We start from the raw sequence: 17374 nt of genomic DNA, 5'->3' as shown, positions 1-17374 counted from the left end.
CTAGTTCTGCATCTGATCGCGCAGGATCTGAATCCGTTGATCGACGATATGGATTTGCTGAGAGGCGCCTCCCCTTTGGAAAAGCTCCTTTGATTTTTCAAGGTGCTGAATCGCCTGGGGAAGGTTGCCGAAGCTCTGGTGGATCGTTCCGATCGTTCCTTCGACATTCGCCATTCCGGGGAGATCATTCATCTCCTCCCGGATCTTCAGCGCCTTCTCCGCCGATCCGATCGCTTTCTCCAATTCTCCCTGATCCTGATAAATCAGCGCGAAATTGATGTGAGCATTTGACTGGGAAGAGAGATCGTCTCCCGCCTGATGGATGGCGAGGGCGTCGGATTGGAACGAGAGCGCCTTCGCGAAATCTTTTCGGTCTTTATAGATGAAGCTGAGGCTGGTGAGGGAGACCGCCTCCCCGATCGGGTTTCCCAACTCCCGATAAAGCTTCAGCGCCTTTTGTTGATAATCGAGGGCCGTCTCGTAGGACCGATCGAGGTAGTGGAGATTGCCGATCGACGCAAGCTGGCGCGCCATCAGCCGCCGATCGGAGATCGCCTCGGCGATCTTCAACGCTTCCATGTGCGCTTCCGATCCCTTCGCGGTGTCTCCCGCTTGATAATAAAGGGTTCCCAGAAGGGCGAGATCGGCTCCTTCAGCCTGCCGGTCGCCGGTCTGGCGGTCGATCGCCAGCGCCCGCTCGGTCCAGACGATTCCCTCTTTCCAGACCCGCTTTGTCGAGTAGAGTAGCCCGAAATTCGCCAACGCGGCGGCCTGTTCTTGAAGGGTCTCGGCCCGACGATAGGCCTCCTGATAGGCCCCCGCCGCTTCTTCATGTTTGCCGAGGAAGGCCAGGGCGTTGCCGTGCAGGAGATGGAGGGGGGCATTTTTCTGATCGTCCGAGAGGCCGACAATTTGATCCGAGACGGCTTGGAACTGGTTATCATCGTACAGGGTCAGAAGCGAGGGGAGCGGAGAATCAGGGTCTTTCTTCTGTCGCGCAGAGAGGCGAAACTGTCGCTTCGCCTCATCCAGCTTGGTCTTTTTCAGCGTGTCGGGGTTGATTTCTCTCGGCTCGGTCTGCCGGGCCGACGAGGGGAGGGTGATCCACTGGCCGAGCCCCCACATAACCAGGGCGGCAAAGAGAACAAACAGGAACGTTTTTTTGTAGGAATGTGACTTCATCTCAAAACCGGCGACATCCTAACACAACGGATTTCTAGAGTCAAAACACAGGAGGGGGTAGGCAGCAGGCGGAAAAAATAAAAAGAATGTCCTTGGGCGGTGTTGAATCAGGGCGTTACGACGCTTTGTAATAAACCCAGGGCTCTCTCTCGGCGAGGTAGCGATCTTCTCTGAAGTTGACCCGCGTCCTCAACTCTGTGAATCCTTTTTTTTGAAGTTTCTTGGCGAGATCGCTTAAAACCTCTTCGACCGTCGGATATTCGCTCGTCTGGACCGTCAAACCTTCGTAGCTGCAGTGGCCGGTGTAGCCGTTTTCGCCGACGTTGACCCGAACGTTGCGGCTGAACATCCTTCCGGTCGGATCGAACCCTTCAATATGATGGATCTCAAAGACCATTTGAAAATTTCTCCCAATTTTTCCATGAACGAAGGCGAGCCGATTATAACGAATTGAATCTCATCGGGCAAGGTTTTTTTATCAAAGTTTATTTTTTATTTTGAAGAGGAGATCGGTCGGATGATGGAAACGATATGATTCGTTTCCCAATTCATTTCCCGTGCCGCGGCCTGCCTCCTATTTAGGCAAACTGCTCTCTCGCCAAGAGAGATCGGCCTTTCGTCGTGATTGAGAGGCGCTTATCCACAATCTTTCCACCCGAGGTGTTGAAAACTCCCTATTTGACATTCAGACCCACCGACTACTATAATCAACCCTTCGTTGCGGAAGGTTTTCCCTTCTGCAAGTAACCTGAAGGAAGGTGGTTTGTGGAACAAAAAGGGGTCCGTCTTTCAAAAAATGCGGGATTGACGATTGAGAAGGTCGAGCCCGGCAGCATTGCGGAAGCGGTCGGGGTGGAGGCCGGCGATCGGTTGATCAGCATGAACGGTAGAGAGATGAAGGATGTCCTCGACTACCGTTTTGTGGAAGGAGAAGAAGAACTCCTCCTGGAGCTGGCGAAGCCGAACGGCGAAGTGTGGGAGGTCGAAGTCGAAAAAGATCTCGATGAAGCGCTCGGAATCGACTTCCCGGAGATGAAGATCCGAAGCTGTCCGAACAAATGCTTCTTCTGTTTTGTCGATCAAATGCCGGAAGGACAGCGGGATACCCTCTATATCCGCGATGAAGATTACCGGTTTTCTTTCCTCTTCGGCAACTACATCACCCTGACGAATTTGACCCGGAAAGACAAAGAGCGGATCTTCGAGCAGAAGATGAGCCCCCTTTATATTTCGGTCCATACCACCGACCTGGAGCTGCGCCGCTTGATGCTGGTCAATCCGCGCGCGCGCGATATCCTGGCCGAAATACGCGAGATGACCGAACATGGAATTGTCCTTCACACGCAGATCGTTCTCTGTCCGGGCATTAACGACGGCGACTATCTGGTTAAAAGCATCGAGGATCTGGTGAAGTTCTACCCCTCGGTCGGATCGCTGGCAGTCGTCCCGATCGGCCTGACCCGGCATCGGCAGGGACTTCAAGCGCTTCGGGAGGTGAGCGTCGAGGGGGCGCGCGAGATGATCGAGTGGATCAAGCCGTGGCAGAGGCGGTTCCGGAAGGAGATCGGCTATCCGTTCGTCTTCCTGGCGGACGAATGGTATACCAAGGCGGGCCTTCCGTTCCCTCCCTTGGAAGAATATGCCGATCTCCCCCAGCAGGGAAACGGGGTCGGAATTGTCCCCCTTTTCCTGAGCGACTTCGAAGGGATGCTTCCTTTTTTACCGAAAAAGATCTCCGAGCCGGCCCAAATTCTCATGGCGACGGGGACCTCCTTTTCTCCTTTTTTAACGTCATGCCTGAAACGGGTTCGAATCCGTGGCGCGGAGATGGAGGTGGTGACCGTCGTCAACGATTTCTTCGGCGACTCGGTGACGGTGGCCGGGCTCATGTCCGGCAGGGATATCATCAGAGCGGTCCGACAGCGGACCTCGGATCGATTCGGAAACCGGATCCTTCTGCTCCCGTCGGTGGCCCTGAACGAGGAGCGAAACCTCTTCTTGGATGGGATGACGCCGCAAGATCTTGAAAAGGAATTGGATCTCTCCGTTCAGGTCGTCTCCGCCGATGCCGAAGGGCTGATGGGGTTTCTCCAAAATATTCCGGTCTCCCAGTACCGATAACGGTTTTCGAAAAAACCGTCCCACTCATGGCCTCGATAAAGAAGCGGCCACCCGATCCGATGACTGATTTGAAACCGATCACCGGCCAGACGAAAATCTTTGGAATCTTCGGGCACCCGATTACCCATACCCTTTCCCCACTGATGCACAACGCGGCTTTCGACGCCCTCGGTCTTCCCTATCGCTATGTCCCCTTCGAGGTCCATCCCGACCGGTTGGAAGGGGCGGTCAGGGGGATCCTCCCGCTGGGGATTCTCGGAGTGAATGTCACCCTTCCCCATAAGGAGACGATCTTCCCTTTTCTCGACGAGATCGACGAAGAGGCCGGGAAAATCGGCGCGGTCAACACGATCGAAGTCGCCTCGGGCCGGCTGATCGGCCGCAATACCGACGGGCGTGGCTTTCTCGAATCCCTTCAAGAAAGAAATGTCGATCTCTCTGGAAAGCGGGTGATTCTTCTGGGGGCCGGAGGGGCGGCGAAGGGGGTTGCGGTGGCGTTGGCGCAAGAGCCGATTGCGGAAATGGTGATCGCGGCGCGGACGGCGTCGCGCGGGAAAGCGCTGGCCGATCGAGTAACCGCCGTCGCGCCGCGTTTGAAGACATCCCTCGTCGGGGTCGATTTCGGCCCCGGTTTTCCGGCCGATTCGGATCGGCCGACCCTCTTGGTGAATACCACCCCCCTTGGAATGAAGCAAGGAGATCCCTCCCCCTTTCCGCCCCATCTGCTCGATCCCCGTTGGTCGGTCGCCGACCTGATCTATCGTCCTGAAGAGACCCCGCTCCTCGCCGCGGCGAAAGAGGCGGGCGCGACGGTCGTTCCGGGTCTCGGGATGCTCCTTCATCAAGGGGCCCTCGCCTTTGAAATCTGGACGAAGCAAAAAGCGCCCCTCTCCAAGATGAGGCAAGCCCTTCAAGAGGCGCTTTCTCTCGGTCCTCTTCTACATTGATTTTTCGAAAAAGAAGAGAGAATAAAACCGATCCCGGATCGGTAGGCGCCATTTTTTGTCTCATCCCCCGTTTCGTTGACAGAAATTGTAACTTGGGATAGACTTTTCTCAGTATTTTTGTGGTTTTCATGTCGGAAGCGTGGTTCGCCGGTCGGCTCTCGTCATTCCTTCGTTCGGTCGGACCGATCCCAGGTTATCTGTTCATATCGAGGGGTTCCTTTGGTTTCGGAAAAACTTGGAAAGCTCATCGTGAATGCGCAGTTGATTAACGATGAGCAGCTCCAAAAGGCGTTGCTGGTCCAGAAGAAAGAGGGGGGGCGGCTCGGGAGCATTCTGGTTCGCTTGGGATTTATCGATGAAGCCAAACTGTTGAAATTCTTAAGCCAACAGTATGGCGTTCCGGCGGCGGACCTTACAAAGATAGAGATCGACCCTGCGGTGGTCAAATTGGTTCCGGCCGAAGTGGTGAAGAAATATCTGGTTGTTCCGATCAAGCGGATGGGAGCCACGCTGAGCCTCGCGATGGTCGATCCCTCCGATGTCTTTGCGATAGATGACATCAAGTTCATGACCGGTTACAACGTCGAGCCGATCATCGCCGCGGAGTCTTCCGTGGTCGAATTGATCAATAAGTATTACGGCAAGGGAGCCCTGGCCGTCGTCGAGAAGACAATGACGATCGAGGCCAAAGACTATACCCTCTCGGAAGAAGATACGGGTGGTTTCCAAGGCCAGGATGAAGACAACGCCATGGTCTCGGTCGATGACTTCGATACCGTGGTGGGAGACGCCCTGGAGAACATCGATGTTGTCGAGGAGCAGCAGGATGACGGGGGAATCAAAGATGTCGATGCTCCTATCGTCAAGCTGGTCAACGGCGTCTTGGTCAATGCGATCAAAGTGGGCGCCAGCGATATTCATGTGGAGCCTTTTGAAACCGTTTTTCGGGTCCGGTTCCGGATCGACGGCTCGATGAAGACGATCATGAATCTTCCGATCAAGATCAAGAACGCCGTGGTCTCCCGTCTGAAGATCATGTCGAAGCTCGATATCGCGGAGCGCCGGCTCCCCCAGGACGGACGGATCAAACTGAAGCTCGGAAAGAAGAAAGAGGTCGATTTCCGTGTCTCCACCCTTCCCTGCCTCTTCGGGGAGAAGGTGGTGATGCGTATCCTCGATAAGGGAAACCTTTCCCTCGATTTGACCAAACTCGGTTTCGAAGAGGGGGCGCTGAAAGACTTTACGGAGGCGATCAACGCTCCGTATGGAATGGTGTTGGTGACCGGGCCGACCGGAAGCGGAAAGACGACCACCCTCTATTCCGCCCTGAGCACCATCAATACCACCGAAATCAATATCATGACGGCGGAAGATCCGGTGGAGTATAACCTGATGGGGATCAATCAGGTTCAGATGAAAGATGAAATCGGCCTGAATTTCGCGGCGGCCCTCCGATCGTTTCTCCGGCAAGATCCCGATGTCGTCATGGTCGGAGAGATCCGGGATTATGAGACGGCCGAGATCGGCGTCAAAGCGGCCCTCACCGGCCATCTGGTCTTATCGACCCTTCACACCAATGACGCCCCCGGTACGGTCAATCGTCTCCTCAACATGGGGATTGAGCCTTTTCTGGTCGCCTCCTCAGTCGTTCTCATCCTGGCGCAGCGGCTCGCCAGAAGAATCTGCGCCAAATGCAAGGAGCCCGATAGTCTCCCTCCCGATGCGCTTCTGAAGGCCGGTTTCAAACAGGAAGAGCTGAAAGGTTTGGTGATTTACAAGGGGAAGGGGTGTGATGTTTGCAACAAAACAGGCTACAAAGGGCGGGTGGCGCTCTATGAAGTAATGCCGGTGAAAGAGGAACTGAGAGAATTGATCCTCCAAGGGGCTTCCGCGGATGAGCTCAAAAAAAAGGCGATCTCTCTTGGGATGAAAACCCTTCGGATGAGCGGCTTATCGAAGGTCAAAGAGGGAATGACCACGATCGAAGAGGTGTTGGACAGCACGTTTGCGGATTAAGTAAGGAGCACGCATGGCCAATTTGCATCAGTTACTTCAGATCATGATTGAAAAGGGTGCGTCGGATTTGCATCTGACGACAGGCTCCGCCCCCCAGATTCGGGTCAACGGACATCTGACGCCGCTCGATCTCCCGCAGCTGACGCCGGCCGATACGAAGCAGCTGGTCTACAGTGTTCTGACCGATGCGCAGAAGCATCGATTTGAAGAGGAAAACGAGCTCGACTTCTCATTCGGATTGAAGGGCTTTAGCCGATTCCGAGGCAATATTTTCATGCAGCGGGGCGCGGTCGGCGCGGCCATTCGGACCATCCCTTTCAAAATCAAAACGTTTGAAGAATTAGGACTCCCTCACGTGGTCCAAGAGTTGGTCAAGAAACCGAGGGGATTGGTCCTGGTGACCGGGCCGACCGGAAGCGGAAAATCGACCACCCTGGCCTCCATGATCGATCGGATCAACTCGGAACGCCACGATCATATCCTGACCATCGAAGACCCGATCGAGTTTCTTCATCCCCATAAGAAATCGGTGGTGAACCAGCGGGAGGTGACGACCGATACAAAGAGCTTCAAGGCGGCATTGAAATATATTCTTCGCCAAGACCCCGATGTCGTGTTGATCGGGGAGATGCGCGATCTGGAGACGATCGAGGCGGCGCTCACCATCTCGGAAACAGGCCATCTGACCTTCGGGACCCTTCACACCAACTCCTGCGCGCAAACGGTCAACCGGATCATCGATGTTTTCCCGCCCCATCAGCAGCCTCAGGTCCGGGCACAGCTTTCGTTCGTGTTGGAGGGGATCATCTCGCAGCAGCTGATCGCCAAGTCGAACGGCCAAGGGAGGGCGATGGCGATGGAGGTCCTGATCCCGACGCCGGCGATCCGGAACCTCATCCGCGAGGACAAGGTCCATCAGATTTACTCTTCCATGCAGACCGGTCAAGGGAAACATGGAATGCAGACGATGAACCAGTCGCTGTATGAGCTATACACAAAACGGATCATCTCGTATGAAGACGCGCTTGCGAGATCGAGCAATGTCGAGGAGCTGATCAACATGGTCAATCGCGGCGGAGGGGCCGGTCCGGGTTCGGCCGCTCGCGATCCGGGGAAGATGGTTCGGAACTAGAAAAAACGATGACACCCAGTCATCAAGGAGCGATCCATGGCGACGTTTGAATGGACGGGGAAGACCCGACAGGGGACGATTCAGAAAGGGCAGCTGGCGGCGAACAGCCGGGAGGAGGTCATCGCGCTTCTCAGAAAGGAAAATATCCTTGTCACCTCCGTTCAGCAAAAGGCCAAAGATCTCAAGATCCCGGGATTCGGCGGAGGGAAGGTCAGCGATAAGGATATTGTGATCTTCACGCGGCAATTCGCCACCATGATCGACGCCGGGCTTCCGCTGGTGCAATGTCTTGAAATTTTATCGGCGCAATGCGAGAATCCGGTTTTAGCAAAGGCGGTCGGAGAGGTCCGGGGGGATGTGGAGGGAGGATCGACCTATGCCGATGCCTTGCGGAAACACCCCAAAGTCTTCGATGACCTCTATGTGAACATGGTGGCCGCTGGGGAGGCGGGGGGGATTCTCGATACGATTTTGAATCGGTTGGCGAAGCACATTGAAAAATCGATGAAATTGAAAAAGCAGATCAAATCGGCGATGGTCTATCCCTCCACCATCATGGGGGTGGCGGGGATCGTGATTGTGGTCTTGCTCGTCTTCGTGATCCCGATTTTTGCGCAGATGTTTACCGATTTCGGCGGCACCCTTCCGGCGCTGACCCAGTTTGTCATCGATATCAGCTATTTCATGAAATCGAATATCCTCATCATTGTAGGGGCCGTCGGCTTGGCCGTTTTTGGTTTCAAAAAATATTACCGGACGCCGAGTGGAAGGAAGACGGTCGACAAGATTGCTCTAAAACTCCCGGTTCTTGGTGATTTGATCCGGAAGGCCGCCGTTGCGAAGTTTACACGGACCTTAGGGACATTGATCGCCAGCGGTGTGCCGATTCTCGAGGGGCTGGGGATCGTCGCGAAGACGGCGGGAAATAAAATTATCGAGCAGGCGCTCATGAACGCCCGTCAAAGCATCAGCGAAGGGAAGACCATTTCAGATCCGCTCGGGAAAGAGAAAGTTTTCCCTCCGATGGTGGTCCAGATGATCGCGGTCGGGGAGACGACCGGGGCGCTCGACGCCATGCTGAGCAAAATCGCCGATTTTTACGACGACGAGGTCGATTCGGCGGTCGGCGCCCTCACCTCGTTGCTGGAGCCGATGCTGATGGTCTTCCTTGGTATCACCATCGGAACGATCGTGATCGCCATGTACCTTCCGATCTTCAAACTGGCCTCGGTGGTGGGATAAACGGGTTGCGATACTTCGGCAGGATCGGTCGATGAAAAGAGAAGACGAGATCATTCTGGGGAGGATCAAGTGGCTGATGGCCCTCCGGATCTTCCTGGTGACCTCCCTTCTCGGTATCCCACTTCTGCTGCAGCTCAATTACCTCAAAAACCCATGGTCGATCACCACCTTTTATTTCCTGATCGGGTCGACCTATTTCCTCACCCTTGTTTATGCCCTCTTCATTTCGCGGACGCGGTATCCCCTCTTTTTCGTCTCCGTTCAGTTGGGGATCGACCTTTTGTTCGAAACGGCCCTGATCGTAGTGACAGGAGGGATTCAGAGCCCCTTTTCTTTTCTTTACGTCATTACGATCGTTTCGGCCTGCATCTTCTTCCACCGCAAGGGGGGGGTGCTGACCGCGGCCGCGGCGACGTTTTTATTCGGCACCGTCGTGAATCTACAATATGCCCACGTTCCTCCTTTCAATTCCCCCAGTCTGCTCGGCGAGAAAGAGGTGTTTTATATGCTCTTTCTTTATATGATCACCTTCTTTACCGTCGGCAGCCTCAGCGGAAGGCTCTCGGAGCGATTGCATGAGAAAGAGGTCGGGTTTTCAAAGCTGCGCGTTTTCACGGAAGACATCGTGGAGAGTATCTCGAGCGGTCTCGTGACGACCGATCTTTCCGGAAAGATCACCTCGTTTAACCGGTCGGCCTCCGAAATGACCGGTTTTCGGGCGGAAGAGGCGGTCGGATCGATCTGGTGGGAGCTCTTCTCCTGGGGGGAGATTCGGGACCGCTACCGAGATCTTGCGATTACCGGCGTTCCGCAGCGATTCGACGGAGAGATTTCTACGAAGCAGGGAGAGCGCTGCCTGCTCGGCGTGACGATCTCGCCCCTTCGGAACGAGCACGGGGGGCAAATCGGAATTATCGGGACGTTCCAGGATTTGACCCAGCTAAAAAGCCTCGAAGAAGAGATGCAAAAGAAGGAGCGTCTGGCGACCATCGGAGAGATGGCGGCCGGAATGGCCCATGAGATCCGAAACCCGCTCGCCTCCCTCAGCGGTTCGATCGAGGTGCTCAAAGGCGACCTCAACCTCCGCGATGAACATCTTAAGTTGATGGAGATCGCCGTCAGAGAAGCGGACCGGCTCAACTCGATTATCACGCAATTTCTTCTTTACGCGAAGCCGCTGCCGCCGCGGCGAAGGCGGACCGATCTCCACGCGCTTTTATCGGAAACGGTCCAGCTTCTTCAGAATCATCCGGAGTATCACGATCGGATCAAGGTTTCCCTGCTGATTCCGTCGGAGCCGCAGATGATTCTGATCGATCCCGACCAGATCCGGCAGGTTTTCTGGAATCTCTCGATCAATGCCTTTCAAGCGATGCCGGAAGAAGGGGTGCTGACGATTTCGACGCGGCGGAGCCGTCCTAAAAAAGGGAAAGGAGCGGTGGTCTCCGACGAGCGGATCGAGGTCCTTTTCGCCGACACGGGAGGGGGGATTCAAAAGGGAGATCTCCCGAAAATCTTTTATCCCTTCTTCACGACAAAAAGCTCCGGATCGGGTTTGGGTCTGTCGATCGTCCAGCGGATCATCGAAGAACATGCGGGAGAAATTCGCGTCGAGAGCTCTTCCAAGGGAACCACCTTTTTTATCACCCTTCCGCTGGATGAGTTGACAAGGAGCGAACGGCTGGATATCGAAGATTCCCGTCCGGAGCGCTCTCCGGCGGCCGATCGTCCGTCCGATCTTTTTCAATCTACAGAGAACCGGTTGAAGTCGTTATCGGTATAGGAAAGAGAGATGGAGAAAGTACTGGTCGTTGACAATGAAAAAAGCATGCGGGACTTCCTGTCGATTGTCCTTAAGAAAGAGGGCTATTTCGTCGAAACGGCGGAAGACGGCGACCGGGCCCTGAAGGTGTTGGAGAAAGACATCTACGACCTGGTCCTGACCGACATGAAGATGCCCCGGATGAGCGGCCTCGATCTCTTAAAGGGGCTGAAGGAGCTTTCTCCCGAGACGATCGTGATCATGATGACCGCCTATGCCTCGGCGGAGACGGCCGTCGAAGCGATGAAAGAGGGGGCCTATGATTATTTGACCAAACCGTTTCAGATCGACGAGGTCAAGCTAATCATCAAGAATGCCCTGGAGCGGAGGAAGCTGCGCCAGGAGAATACTCAGCTTCGCCGCGAGCTGAAGGGCCAGGCGACCTTCACCCAGATTATCGGAAGAAGCGAGAAGATGAAGCGGGTGCTCGATCTGGTCCGGAAGGTGGCCGACAGCAAGAGCAACGTCTTGATCTATGGAGAATCGGGAACGGGGAAGGAGCTGATCGCGCGGGCGATTCATTTCAACAGCGCGAGGCGCGATCGATCCTTCGTCACCGTCAACTGCAGCGCGCTTCCGGAAGCGCTGCTGGAAAGCGAGCTCTTCGGCCACATGAAAGGCTCTTTCACGGGAGCGATCGGAAACAAAGAAGGGCTTTTTGAGATCGCCCACGAAGGGAGCATTTTCCTCGATGAAATCGGGGAGACCTCTCTATCGATCCAGGTCAAGCTCTTGAGGGTCCTCCAGGAGAAAGAATTTCGCCGCGTAGGCGGAACAAAAGATTTGAAGGTCGATGTGCGGATCATCGCGGCGACCAATCGCGATCTGGAGAAGATGGTGGCGGAGGGGAAATTCCGCGAGGATCTCTACTACCGTTTAGACGTGATCCCGATCGACCTTCCTCCCTTGCGGGAGCGGCCGGAAGATATCCCTTTGCTGGCCGATTTTTTTCTGCGCAAATTCAATCAGAGCCTCGGAAAAGAAATCGAGGGGATTGAACCGGAGGCGATGCGTGTCTTGATGAACCACGAATGGAAGGGAAATGTGCGAGAGCTCGAGAACGTGGTCGAGCGCGCCGTCGCGCTGGCCTCCCATAAAATGCTGACCCTGGCCGATTTTAACCAAGGCTTTCTTAAACCGGAGGGGAGCTTTCCGATTCCGGCCGCCATCCCCGAAGACGGGCTCCATTTGGAAGATCTGATCGGAAAGATTGAAAAGGAGCTTCTTCTGAAGGCCCTTCAAGAGACAAACTGGGTCAAGAAAGAGGCGGCCAAGCTCCTTCACCTCAACTTCCGCTCTTTCCGTTACCGGCTCGATAAATACGGCATCAAGAAGCTGAAAAACGGGGAGGTCGATCCGGACCTCGAAGACGATGCTGACGACAACGCCGACGATCCCCTTGCGTAGCAAAAAAAATCCGCCCCGCTCGCCTTTTGCGCCGGAATATCGTACAATTCCCCCTCTCGATAACCCCATTATACCGATTGTATGAAAAAAACCGTTTTGATCAAGGCCCCCGCCAAAGTCAATCTTTATTTGAAGGTCCTCGGGCGGAGAGAAGACGGCTACCATGAAATCCTCTCCCTGATGCAGATGGTCGGCCTCTACGATTTCATCGCCCTCCGGGAGGAGTGGTCCGATGTTCGCTTAACGATTGAGAATGGATTTTCCCTTCCGGCCGACCGCTCCAACCTCGTCTTCCGGGCGGCCGAAGCGCTCCAAAAGGCCGCTTTCCAGGGAGAGGCGCGATCGAAGGGGGTTTCCATCCGGCTCACCAAGAACATTCCGATTGCGGCGGGGCTGGGGGGGGGAAGCAGCGATGCGGCGGCGACGTTGATCGGTTTGAACCGCCTTTGGGGTCTTCGTTGGCCGCGCGAGCGATTGGCCCGCCTTGGCGCAACGCTCGGAAGTGATGTTCCTTTCTTCCTCTCCGGTCCGACCGCTTGGGCGTCGGGAAGGGGGGACGAGATTGAGCCGGCGACGGCGAACGGACCGGGGTGGATGGTGCTGGTCAACCCCGGAATCGCCGTCTCGACCGCTTGGGTTTATCAGGCGTTTTCGCGAAAATTAGGGTTGACAAAAAGCGACCGGGAGATTACTATAAACAAATTTATTGCGCACAGACCTTCTTTAAGGGAGATCTATCACCGCCCTCATAACGACTTGGAAGAAGTCACGTTAGAGGCCTTTCCGCAACTCACCCAAATCAAGAAGAAACTCCTCGGCTTGGGAGGAAAAGGGATTTTGATGTCGGGTAGTGGTCCGACCCTTTTTGCCCGCTTCAGCGAGTATTCTTCGGCCAAACAGGCCGCCGCCGCCTTCGAAAAGAAGGACTCGGTAAAGGTGTGGGTCGCCCGAATATTGAGAAGGTCGCCGGTATAAGTTTTTATTATTGGGGCGTCGACTAGCTGGCAGGTCACGAGATTTTGGATCTCGCAGCCCAGGTTCGATCCCTGGCGCCCCAGCCAAACCACCCCAAAACAGTTCTGATGAACCGGAAACGGAGCGCATCAGAACTGTCTGCGGGGCTTATGAGGATCGCTTCCCATGCGACGGTTGAAGCTTTTTTCGGGTAATTCAAATCCAGTCCTCACCAAAGAGATCTGTGATTACCTCGGTATCTCGCTCGGACATGCCGTCGTCTCCACGTTCAGTGATGGAGAAATCTTCATCAAGATCGACGAGAATGTTCGCGGCAGCGATGTCTTTGTCGTTCAATCGACTTCGGAACCGGTGAATAACCATATCATGGAACTGCTGATCCTGATCGATGCCCTCCGGCGCGCCTCGGCAGAGAAGATCACGGCGGTCATCCCCTATTACGGGTATGCGCGGCAGGACCGGAAAGACCAGCCCCGGGTGCCGATCACGGCGAAGGTCGTGGCCGATCTGATCGCAACGGCGGGGGCCGATCGGGTTTTGACGATCGATCTTCATGCCGGACAGATCCAGGGCTTTTTCAACATCCCGGTCGATCATCTTTATGCGACGCCGGTTTTGCTCGACTATTTCAGGAAGAAGAAGTTTAACGATCTCGTGGTGGTCTCCCCCGATGCGGGGGGGGTGGAGCGGGCGCGCGCCTTCGCCAAGAGATTGAATGTCGGCTTGGCCATTATCGATAAACGGCGGGAAGGCCCCAACCGGACGAAGATTATGAATATTATCGGCGATGTCGTCGGGCGGGATATCCTGATCCTCGACGATATGATCGACACGGCGGGGACCATCGCGCAGGCGGCGGCGGCGATCAAAACAAAGGGGGCGGCCCGGATCGTCGCCGGGTGCACGCACCCGGTCCTGTCGGGTCCGGCCTTGCAGCGGCTCTCCGAAGCCCCCATTGATGAGATCGTGGTGACGAATACGATCCCGCTGAAGGGGAAAGATCAGATCTGTAAGAAAATCACCGTTTTGTCGATCGCTTCCCTCATCGGCGAAGCGATTAAGCGGATTCACGAAGAGGCGTCGGTCAGCTCTCTCTTCGTGTAAAGAGTGACAGGCTAGATCAGAATCGGGACCGGGAGGTCCCTCCCACAAGAGAGGTTTTATGCAAAAGATTGAGATCCGGAGTGAATTTCGAAAAGAGGCCGGCAAGGGGATCGCCCGGCAGTTGAGAATGCGCGGGAAAATACCGGCGGTGCTCTACGCCGCAGGCACTTCCACCCTGCTGACTATGGACCCCAAAGATATCAACAAGGTGCTCCATTCGGCCTCGGGAGAAAATACGCTGATTACCCTTCAAATCGCGGGGGGATCGGGCGAGGAATCCCGTGTGGCGATCCTGCGTGAATTTCATCGCGATCCGATTAACGGAAAGATCCTGCATGCCGATCTCTTCGAGCTCAATATGAACGAGCCGATCGTGGTCAAGGTGCCGGTCGAGGTCACCGGGACGGTGTCGGAGGGGGTCAAAGAGGGGGGGGTGCTTCAGCACAATATGCGTGAGTTGGAGATCCGCTGTCTGCCGCTGTCGATCCCCGATCATATTCAGGTCGATGCTTCCGCGCTCGGGATTGGAGAGTCGATTCATGCGAAGGACATCCAGTTGGCGGAAGGGATCGAGATGATGACCGATCCCGACCATGTGGTCGTCTCCGTGGCAGCGCCGATTTCCGAGGCGCAGCTGGAAGAGCTGTTGACGGCGCCCAAGGAGCTGAAAGAGCCGGAGGTCCTCTCCAAGAAAGAGGGAGAGGAAGGCGCGAAGGCGGAAGGAAAGGGAGAGTCCAAAGCCGGAGAGGCCAAGGCAAAGCCCGAGGCAAAGGGGAAGGAAGAGAAAAAAGAGACCAAGAAGTAAGCTCCTTCAGGAGCAGGGGCCGGGTGTCAGGAGTCAGGGGCCAGCAAAACAAAAATTTATTACCGATCCCCGGCCCCCGACACCCGGCCCCGTTCTTTTGAGGAGCGGATCGTGAAAATGATCGTCGGACTGGGGAACCCCGGCCCGGAGTATGAGGAGACCAAGCACAACGTCGGTTTTTGGCTGATCGATTCTTTCGCAAAGGACCACGGTATCTCTCTCTCCGAAAAGAAGGGTGAAGCCAGGGTGGGACAGGGCCGGTTGGCCGTCCCCTCCGGGCAGATCGATTTGGTTCTGGTGAAGCCGCAGACCTTCATGAACCGAAGCGGCCGGTCGATTCAGTATCTTCTTCAGCTTTTCGGTCTCTCCCCCTCCGAAATGATTGTGGTGTATGATGATCTCGACCTCCCGTGCGGCCGGATTCGAATCCGGCCCAAAGGAAGCGCGGGGGGCCACCGCGGGGTGGCGTCGATCATCGATGCGACCGGAACCGATGGGTTTATCCGTCTCCGGATCGGGATCGGCCGCGACCCAAGCCAAGATCCGGCCGATTATGTCCTGACCCCCTTTCGATCGGAAGAATTGAAGCAGGTGGAGGAATCGATCGACAAAGGGGTCGAGGCGCTTCCCCTTCTTCTGGAGGGGCGGATCACCGAGGCAATGAATCGGTACCATTAAAATGCCGTGAGGCGTGAGGAGAGAGAGCTCACGCCTCACGTGTTTTAGGAAAAAAGATGGCAGTGAATTGTGGAATTATCGGGCTTCCGAACGTCGGAAAGTCGACCATTTTTAATGCGCTGACCCGCGCCAACGCGGCGGTCGCGAACTATCCTTTCTGTACCGTCGAGCCGAACGTCGGGATCGTGGAGGTTCCGGATGAGCGGATCACCCGGTTGTCGGAGATCTATCGGCCGAAGAAGCGGACGCCGACGAATATGGAGTTCGTCGATATCGCCGGCTTGGTCGAAGGGGCCAGCAAGGGGGAAGGGCTCGGAAATCAATTTCTGGGCCATATCCGTGAGGTCGATGCGCTGGTCCACATTGTCCGCTGCTTCGACGATCCGGAGATCGTCCATGTCAACGGGGCGGTCAACCCGAAGCGCGATGTGGAGATCATCGATACCGAGCTGATTCTGAAAGATTTGGATTCCATCGATAAGCGGCTTCTCCGGGTTGAGAAGAAGGCGAAGTCGGGCGATAAAGAATCGGTGCGGGAGGCGACGCTCCTGACCCGTCTGAAAGAGGCCCTCTCGGAAGGAAAATCGGCGAGACAGGTTCCGTTCTCGGAAGAAGAGGCGCCGGTCATGAAGGAGCTGGCCCTTTTGACGGGAAAGCCGATTCTCTACGTGGCGAACGTGCCGGAAGGGGATGTCGAGAAGGGGAACGCCTACTCCGACCGCGTCGTTGAGATCGCCCGGCAGGAGGGGACCGAGTGCATCATCATCAGCGGAAAGATCGAGTCGGAGATCGCCGTCCTTTCCCCCGAGGAGGGAGCGGTCTTCTTGAAGGAGTTGGGGCTGACCGAACCGGGGCTCGCCCGGCTGATCCGCGCTTCGTATCGCCTTCTGGGGCTGATCACATTTTTTACCGTCGGTGAGGATGAGGTCAAAGGGTGGACGATCTCCAAGGGGACTCCGGCGGTGCAGGCGGCGGGAAAGATCCATTCCGACATCGAACGGGGTTTCATCCGGGCCGAAATTTTCCGCTACGACGATTTGATCCGTCTCGGCAGCGCGCAAGCGATCAAGGAGAAGGGACTGCTCCGCCTGGAAGGGAAGGAGTATCTCGTCCAAGACGGGGACTGCGTCTATTTCCGGTTCAATGTTTAGGTGCGCCGGAACGGTCACGGTCCAATTGACTCGGAAAATCGGATATGTTAAAAAATGTGGCGTTGATCTTGAGTGAACACGTACGCGCGTCGCATTCCTCGCAGCTTGCTGCGAAGGTTAGACGCGCGAATACAAATAGAGTCTTTCCATCCTTTCGGGTCGAAGATTCCCCGCAGCTTGCTGCGGGGAGCTTCAATGCCTGGAAGGGCATTTTCTTTAAGCAGCGCAAAGCGGATGGGAAACCGTCCGAAATCGCGGCAGGGGTGGTGCGGTTGCACTGCAAATGCCTTGTAAACATCCTCGCTCTAAACCTGTTTTAGGGCTTGATTAACCGTGAGGGAGAATTCATGAATGGATATGAGACGATTTTCATCGTCAAACCGTCCCTTTCCGATGAAGAGGTCGCCAAGATCACTGAAAAGATCAAAGGGGTGATCCAGAAAGCGGGAGGGGAAGTGGTCGTCACCGAGAATTGGGGCAAAAAGAAGCTCGCCTACGAAGTGCGGAAGGAAAAGAAAGGGACCTATCTGATCGCCCATTTCAAGGGAACCGGGACGACGGTCTCCGAACTGGAACGGAGCTATCGACTCGACGAGTCGATCATCAAATTCATCACCATCAAAATCGAGGACGAGCAGCTTGGAAAAACCCTTCCCGCACGCGATGAAAAGCCGGTCTCATCGTTCCGTGATCGGGAATCGGTCGGAGGGAGATAATATCAACTTGAGAGTTCCGCGGTCGTTTTCGTCTTTTTTGACAGAAAGGTGCTTATCTGCGGAACGAGGAGTGAGA

General features: G+C 55.5%; 15 protein-coding genes and 1 tRNA gene. 14 read left to right on the top strand and 2 right to left on the bottom strand.

Annotated features, from left to right (window positions below):
- Together MNODULE_RS12680 and MNODULE_RS12675 are read right to left on the bottom strand one after the other, a co-directional pair.
- Window positions 1-1182, bottom strand: a complete 1182-nt coding sequence (locus MNODULE_RS12680) for a tetratricopeptide repeat protein (protein ID WP_168060331.1) — start codon at window positions 1180-1182, stop codon at window positions 1-3.
- A gap of 115 nt (window positions 1183-1297) precedes the next feature.
- Complete coding sequence (locus MNODULE_RS12675; RefSeq protein WP_168060330.1) at window positions 1298-1579, bottom strand: hypothetical protein; 282 nt, start codon at window positions 1577-1579, stop codon at window positions 1298-1300.
- Window positions 1580-1947: 368 nt separating this feature from the next.
- Here MNODULE_RS12675 and MNODULE_RS12670 point away from each other — a divergent pair, with 368 nt between their 5' ends.
- The 14 genes from MNODULE_RS12670 to rpsF all read left to right on the top strand — a co-directional run bounded on the left by MNODULE_RS12670 (window position 1948) and on the right by rpsF (window position 17298).
- Complete coding sequence (locus MNODULE_RS12670; protein ID WP_168060327.1) at window positions 1948-3303, top strand: DUF512 domain-containing protein; 1356 nt, start codon at window positions 1948-1950, stop codon at window positions 3301-3303.
- Between the two features lie 59 nt (window positions 3304-3362).
- On the top strand, window positions 3363-4250 hold the full coding sequence (locus tag MNODULE_RS12665) for a shikimate dehydrogenase (protein WP_168060325.1): 888 nt from the start codon (window positions 3363-3365) through the stop codon (window positions 4248-4250).
- 219 nt (window positions 4251-4469) lie between these two features.
- Window positions 4470-6266: a type IV-A pilus assembly ATPase PilB gene (gene pilB, locus MNODULE_RS12660; protein ID WP_168060323.1), complete on the top strand. Its 1797-nt coding sequence runs from the start codon at window positions 4470-4472 to the stop codon at window positions 6264-6266.
- A 13-nt stretch (window positions 6267-6279) separates the two neighbouring features.
- A complete protein-coding gene (locus tag MNODULE_RS12655) occupies window positions 6280-7398 on the top strand; it encodes a type IV pilus twitching motility protein PilT (RefSeq protein ID WP_168060321.1) in 1119 nt (372 codons plus the stop codon).
- Window positions 7399-7434: 36 nt separating this feature from the next.
- Complete coding sequence (locus MNODULE_RS12650; protein WP_168060319.1) at window positions 7435-8640, top strand: type II secretion system F family protein; 1206 nt, start codon at window positions 7435-7437, stop codon at window positions 8638-8640.
- A 31-nt stretch (window positions 8641-8671) separates the two neighbouring features.
- Window positions 8672-10423, top strand: coding sequence for a two-component system sensor histidine kinase NtrB (locus MNODULE_RS12645; protein WP_168060317.1), 1752 nt, complete (start codon window positions 8672-8674; stop codon window positions 10421-10423).
- A gap of 9 nt (window positions 10424-10432) precedes the next feature.
- Window positions 10433-11869: a sigma-54-dependent transcriptional regulator gene (locus MNODULE_RS12640; protein ID WP_168060315.1), complete on the top strand. Its 1437-nt coding sequence runs from the start codon at window positions 10433-10435 to the stop codon at window positions 11867-11869.
- 81 nt (window positions 11870-11950) lie between these two features.
- Window positions 11951-12844 carry a 4-(cytidine 5'-diphospho)-2-C-methyl-D-erythritol kinase gene (gene ispE / locus MNODULE_RS12635; protein WP_168060313.1) on the top strand — a complete coding sequence of 298 codons (894 nt, stop codon included), beginning with the start codon at window positions 11951-11953 and terminating at the stop codon, window positions 12842-12844.
- A gap of 11 nt (window positions 12845-12855) precedes the next feature.
- A tRNA-Gln gene (locus tag MNODULE_RS12630) sits at window positions 12856-12930 on the top strand.
- Window positions 12931-13009: 79 nt separating this feature from the next.
- Window positions 13010-13948 carry a ribose-phosphate diphosphokinase gene (locus tag MNODULE_RS12625; protein WP_168060311.1) on the top strand — a complete coding sequence of 313 codons (939 nt, stop codon included), beginning with the start codon at window positions 13010-13012 and terminating at the stop codon, window positions 13946-13948.
- A 58-nt stretch (window positions 13949-14006) separates the two neighbouring features.
- On the top strand, window positions 14007-14753 hold the full coding sequence (locus tag MNODULE_RS12620; RefSeq protein ID WP_168060308.1) for a 50S ribosomal protein L25: 747 nt from the start codon (window positions 14007-14009) through the stop codon (window positions 14751-14753).
- 117 nt (window positions 14754-14870) lie between these two features.
- The gene (pth, locus tag MNODULE_RS12615; protein WP_181071066.1) at window positions 14871-15431 is read left to right on the top strand and encodes an aminoacyl-tRNA hydrolase; all 561 of its coding nucleotides are present in this window, start codon (window positions 14871-14873) and stop codon (window positions 15429-15431) included.
- Window positions 15432-15487: 56 nt separating this feature from the next.
- Complete coding sequence (gene ychF / locus MNODULE_RS12610; protein ID WP_168060304.1) at window positions 15488-16582, top strand: redox-regulated ATPase YchF; 1095 nt, start codon at window positions 15488-15490, stop codon at window positions 16580-16582.
- 347 nt (window positions 16583-16929) lie between these two features.
- The gene (rpsF, locus tag MNODULE_RS12605; RefSeq protein ID WP_168060302.1) at window positions 16930-17298 is read left to right on the top strand and encodes a 30S ribosomal protein S6; all 369 of its coding nucleotides are present in this window, start codon (window positions 16930-16932) and stop codon (window positions 17296-17298) included.
- The last annotated feature ends 76 nt before the right edge of the window (window positions 17299-17374 follow it).

This window comes from Candidatus Manganitrophus noduliformans (genome assembly GCF_012184425.1).
Lineage (GTDB): Bacteria > Nitrospirota > Nitrospiria > SBBL01 > Manganitrophaceae > Manganitrophus > Manganitrophus noduliformans.
The sequence above is the reverse complement of the archived record's forward strand: the minus strand, read 5'-3'. Positions and strand labels throughout refer to the sequence as shown.

Bases quoted from the DNA above. Each gene is read 5' to 3' on its own strand.
- MNODULE_RS12620 (WP_168060308.1), top strand. From the start codon at position 14,007: ATGCAAAAGATTGAGATCCGGAGTGAATTTCGAAAAGAGGCCGGCAAG.
- MNODULE_RS12680 (WP_168060331.1), bottom strand. From the start codon at position 1,182: ATGAAGTCACATTCCTACAAAAAAACGTTCCTGTTTGTTCTCTTTGCC.
- MNODULE_RS12650 (WP_168060319.1), top strand. From the start codon at position 7,435: ATGGCGACGTTTGAATGGACGGGGAAGACCCGACAGGGGACGATTCAG.
- MNODULE_RS12655 (WP_168060321.1), top strand. From the start codon at position 6,280: ATGGCCAATTTGCATCAGTTACTTCAGATCATGATTGAAAAGGGTGCG.
- ychF (WP_168060304.1), top strand. From the start codon at position 15,488: ATGGCAGTGAATTGTGGAATTATCGGGCTTCCGAACGTCGGAAAGTCG.
- MNODULE_RS12645 (WP_168060317.1), top strand. From the start codon at position 8,672: ATGAAAAGAGAAGACGAGATCATTCTGGGGAGGATCAAGTGGCTGATG.
- MNODULE_RS12665 (WP_168060325.1), top strand. From the start codon at position 3,363: ATGACTGATTTGAAACCGATCACCGGCCAGACGAAAATCTTTGGAATC.
- rpsF (WP_168060302.1), top strand. From the start codon at position 16,930: ATGAATGGATATGAGACGATTTTCATCGTCAAACCGTCCCTTTCCGAT.
- MNODULE_RS12640 (WP_168060315.1), top strand. From the start codon at position 10,433: ATGGAGAAAGTACTGGTCGTTGACAATGAAAAAAGCATGCGGGACTTC.
- ispE (WP_168060313.1), top strand. From the start codon at position 11,951: ATGAAAAAAACCGTTTTGATCAAGGCCCCCGCCAAAGTCAATCTTTAT.
- MNODULE_RS12625 (WP_168060311.1), top strand. From the start codon at position 13,010: ATGCGACGGTTGAAGCTTTTTTCGGGTAATTCAAATCCAGTCCTCACC.
- MNODULE_RS12675 (WP_168060330.1), bottom strand. From the start codon at position 1,579: ATGGTCTTTGAGATCCATCATATTGAAGGGTTCGATCCGACCGGAAGG.
- pth (WP_181071066.1), top strand. From the start codon at position 14,871: ATGATCGTCGGACTGGGGAACCCCGGCCCGGAGTATGAGGAGACCAAG.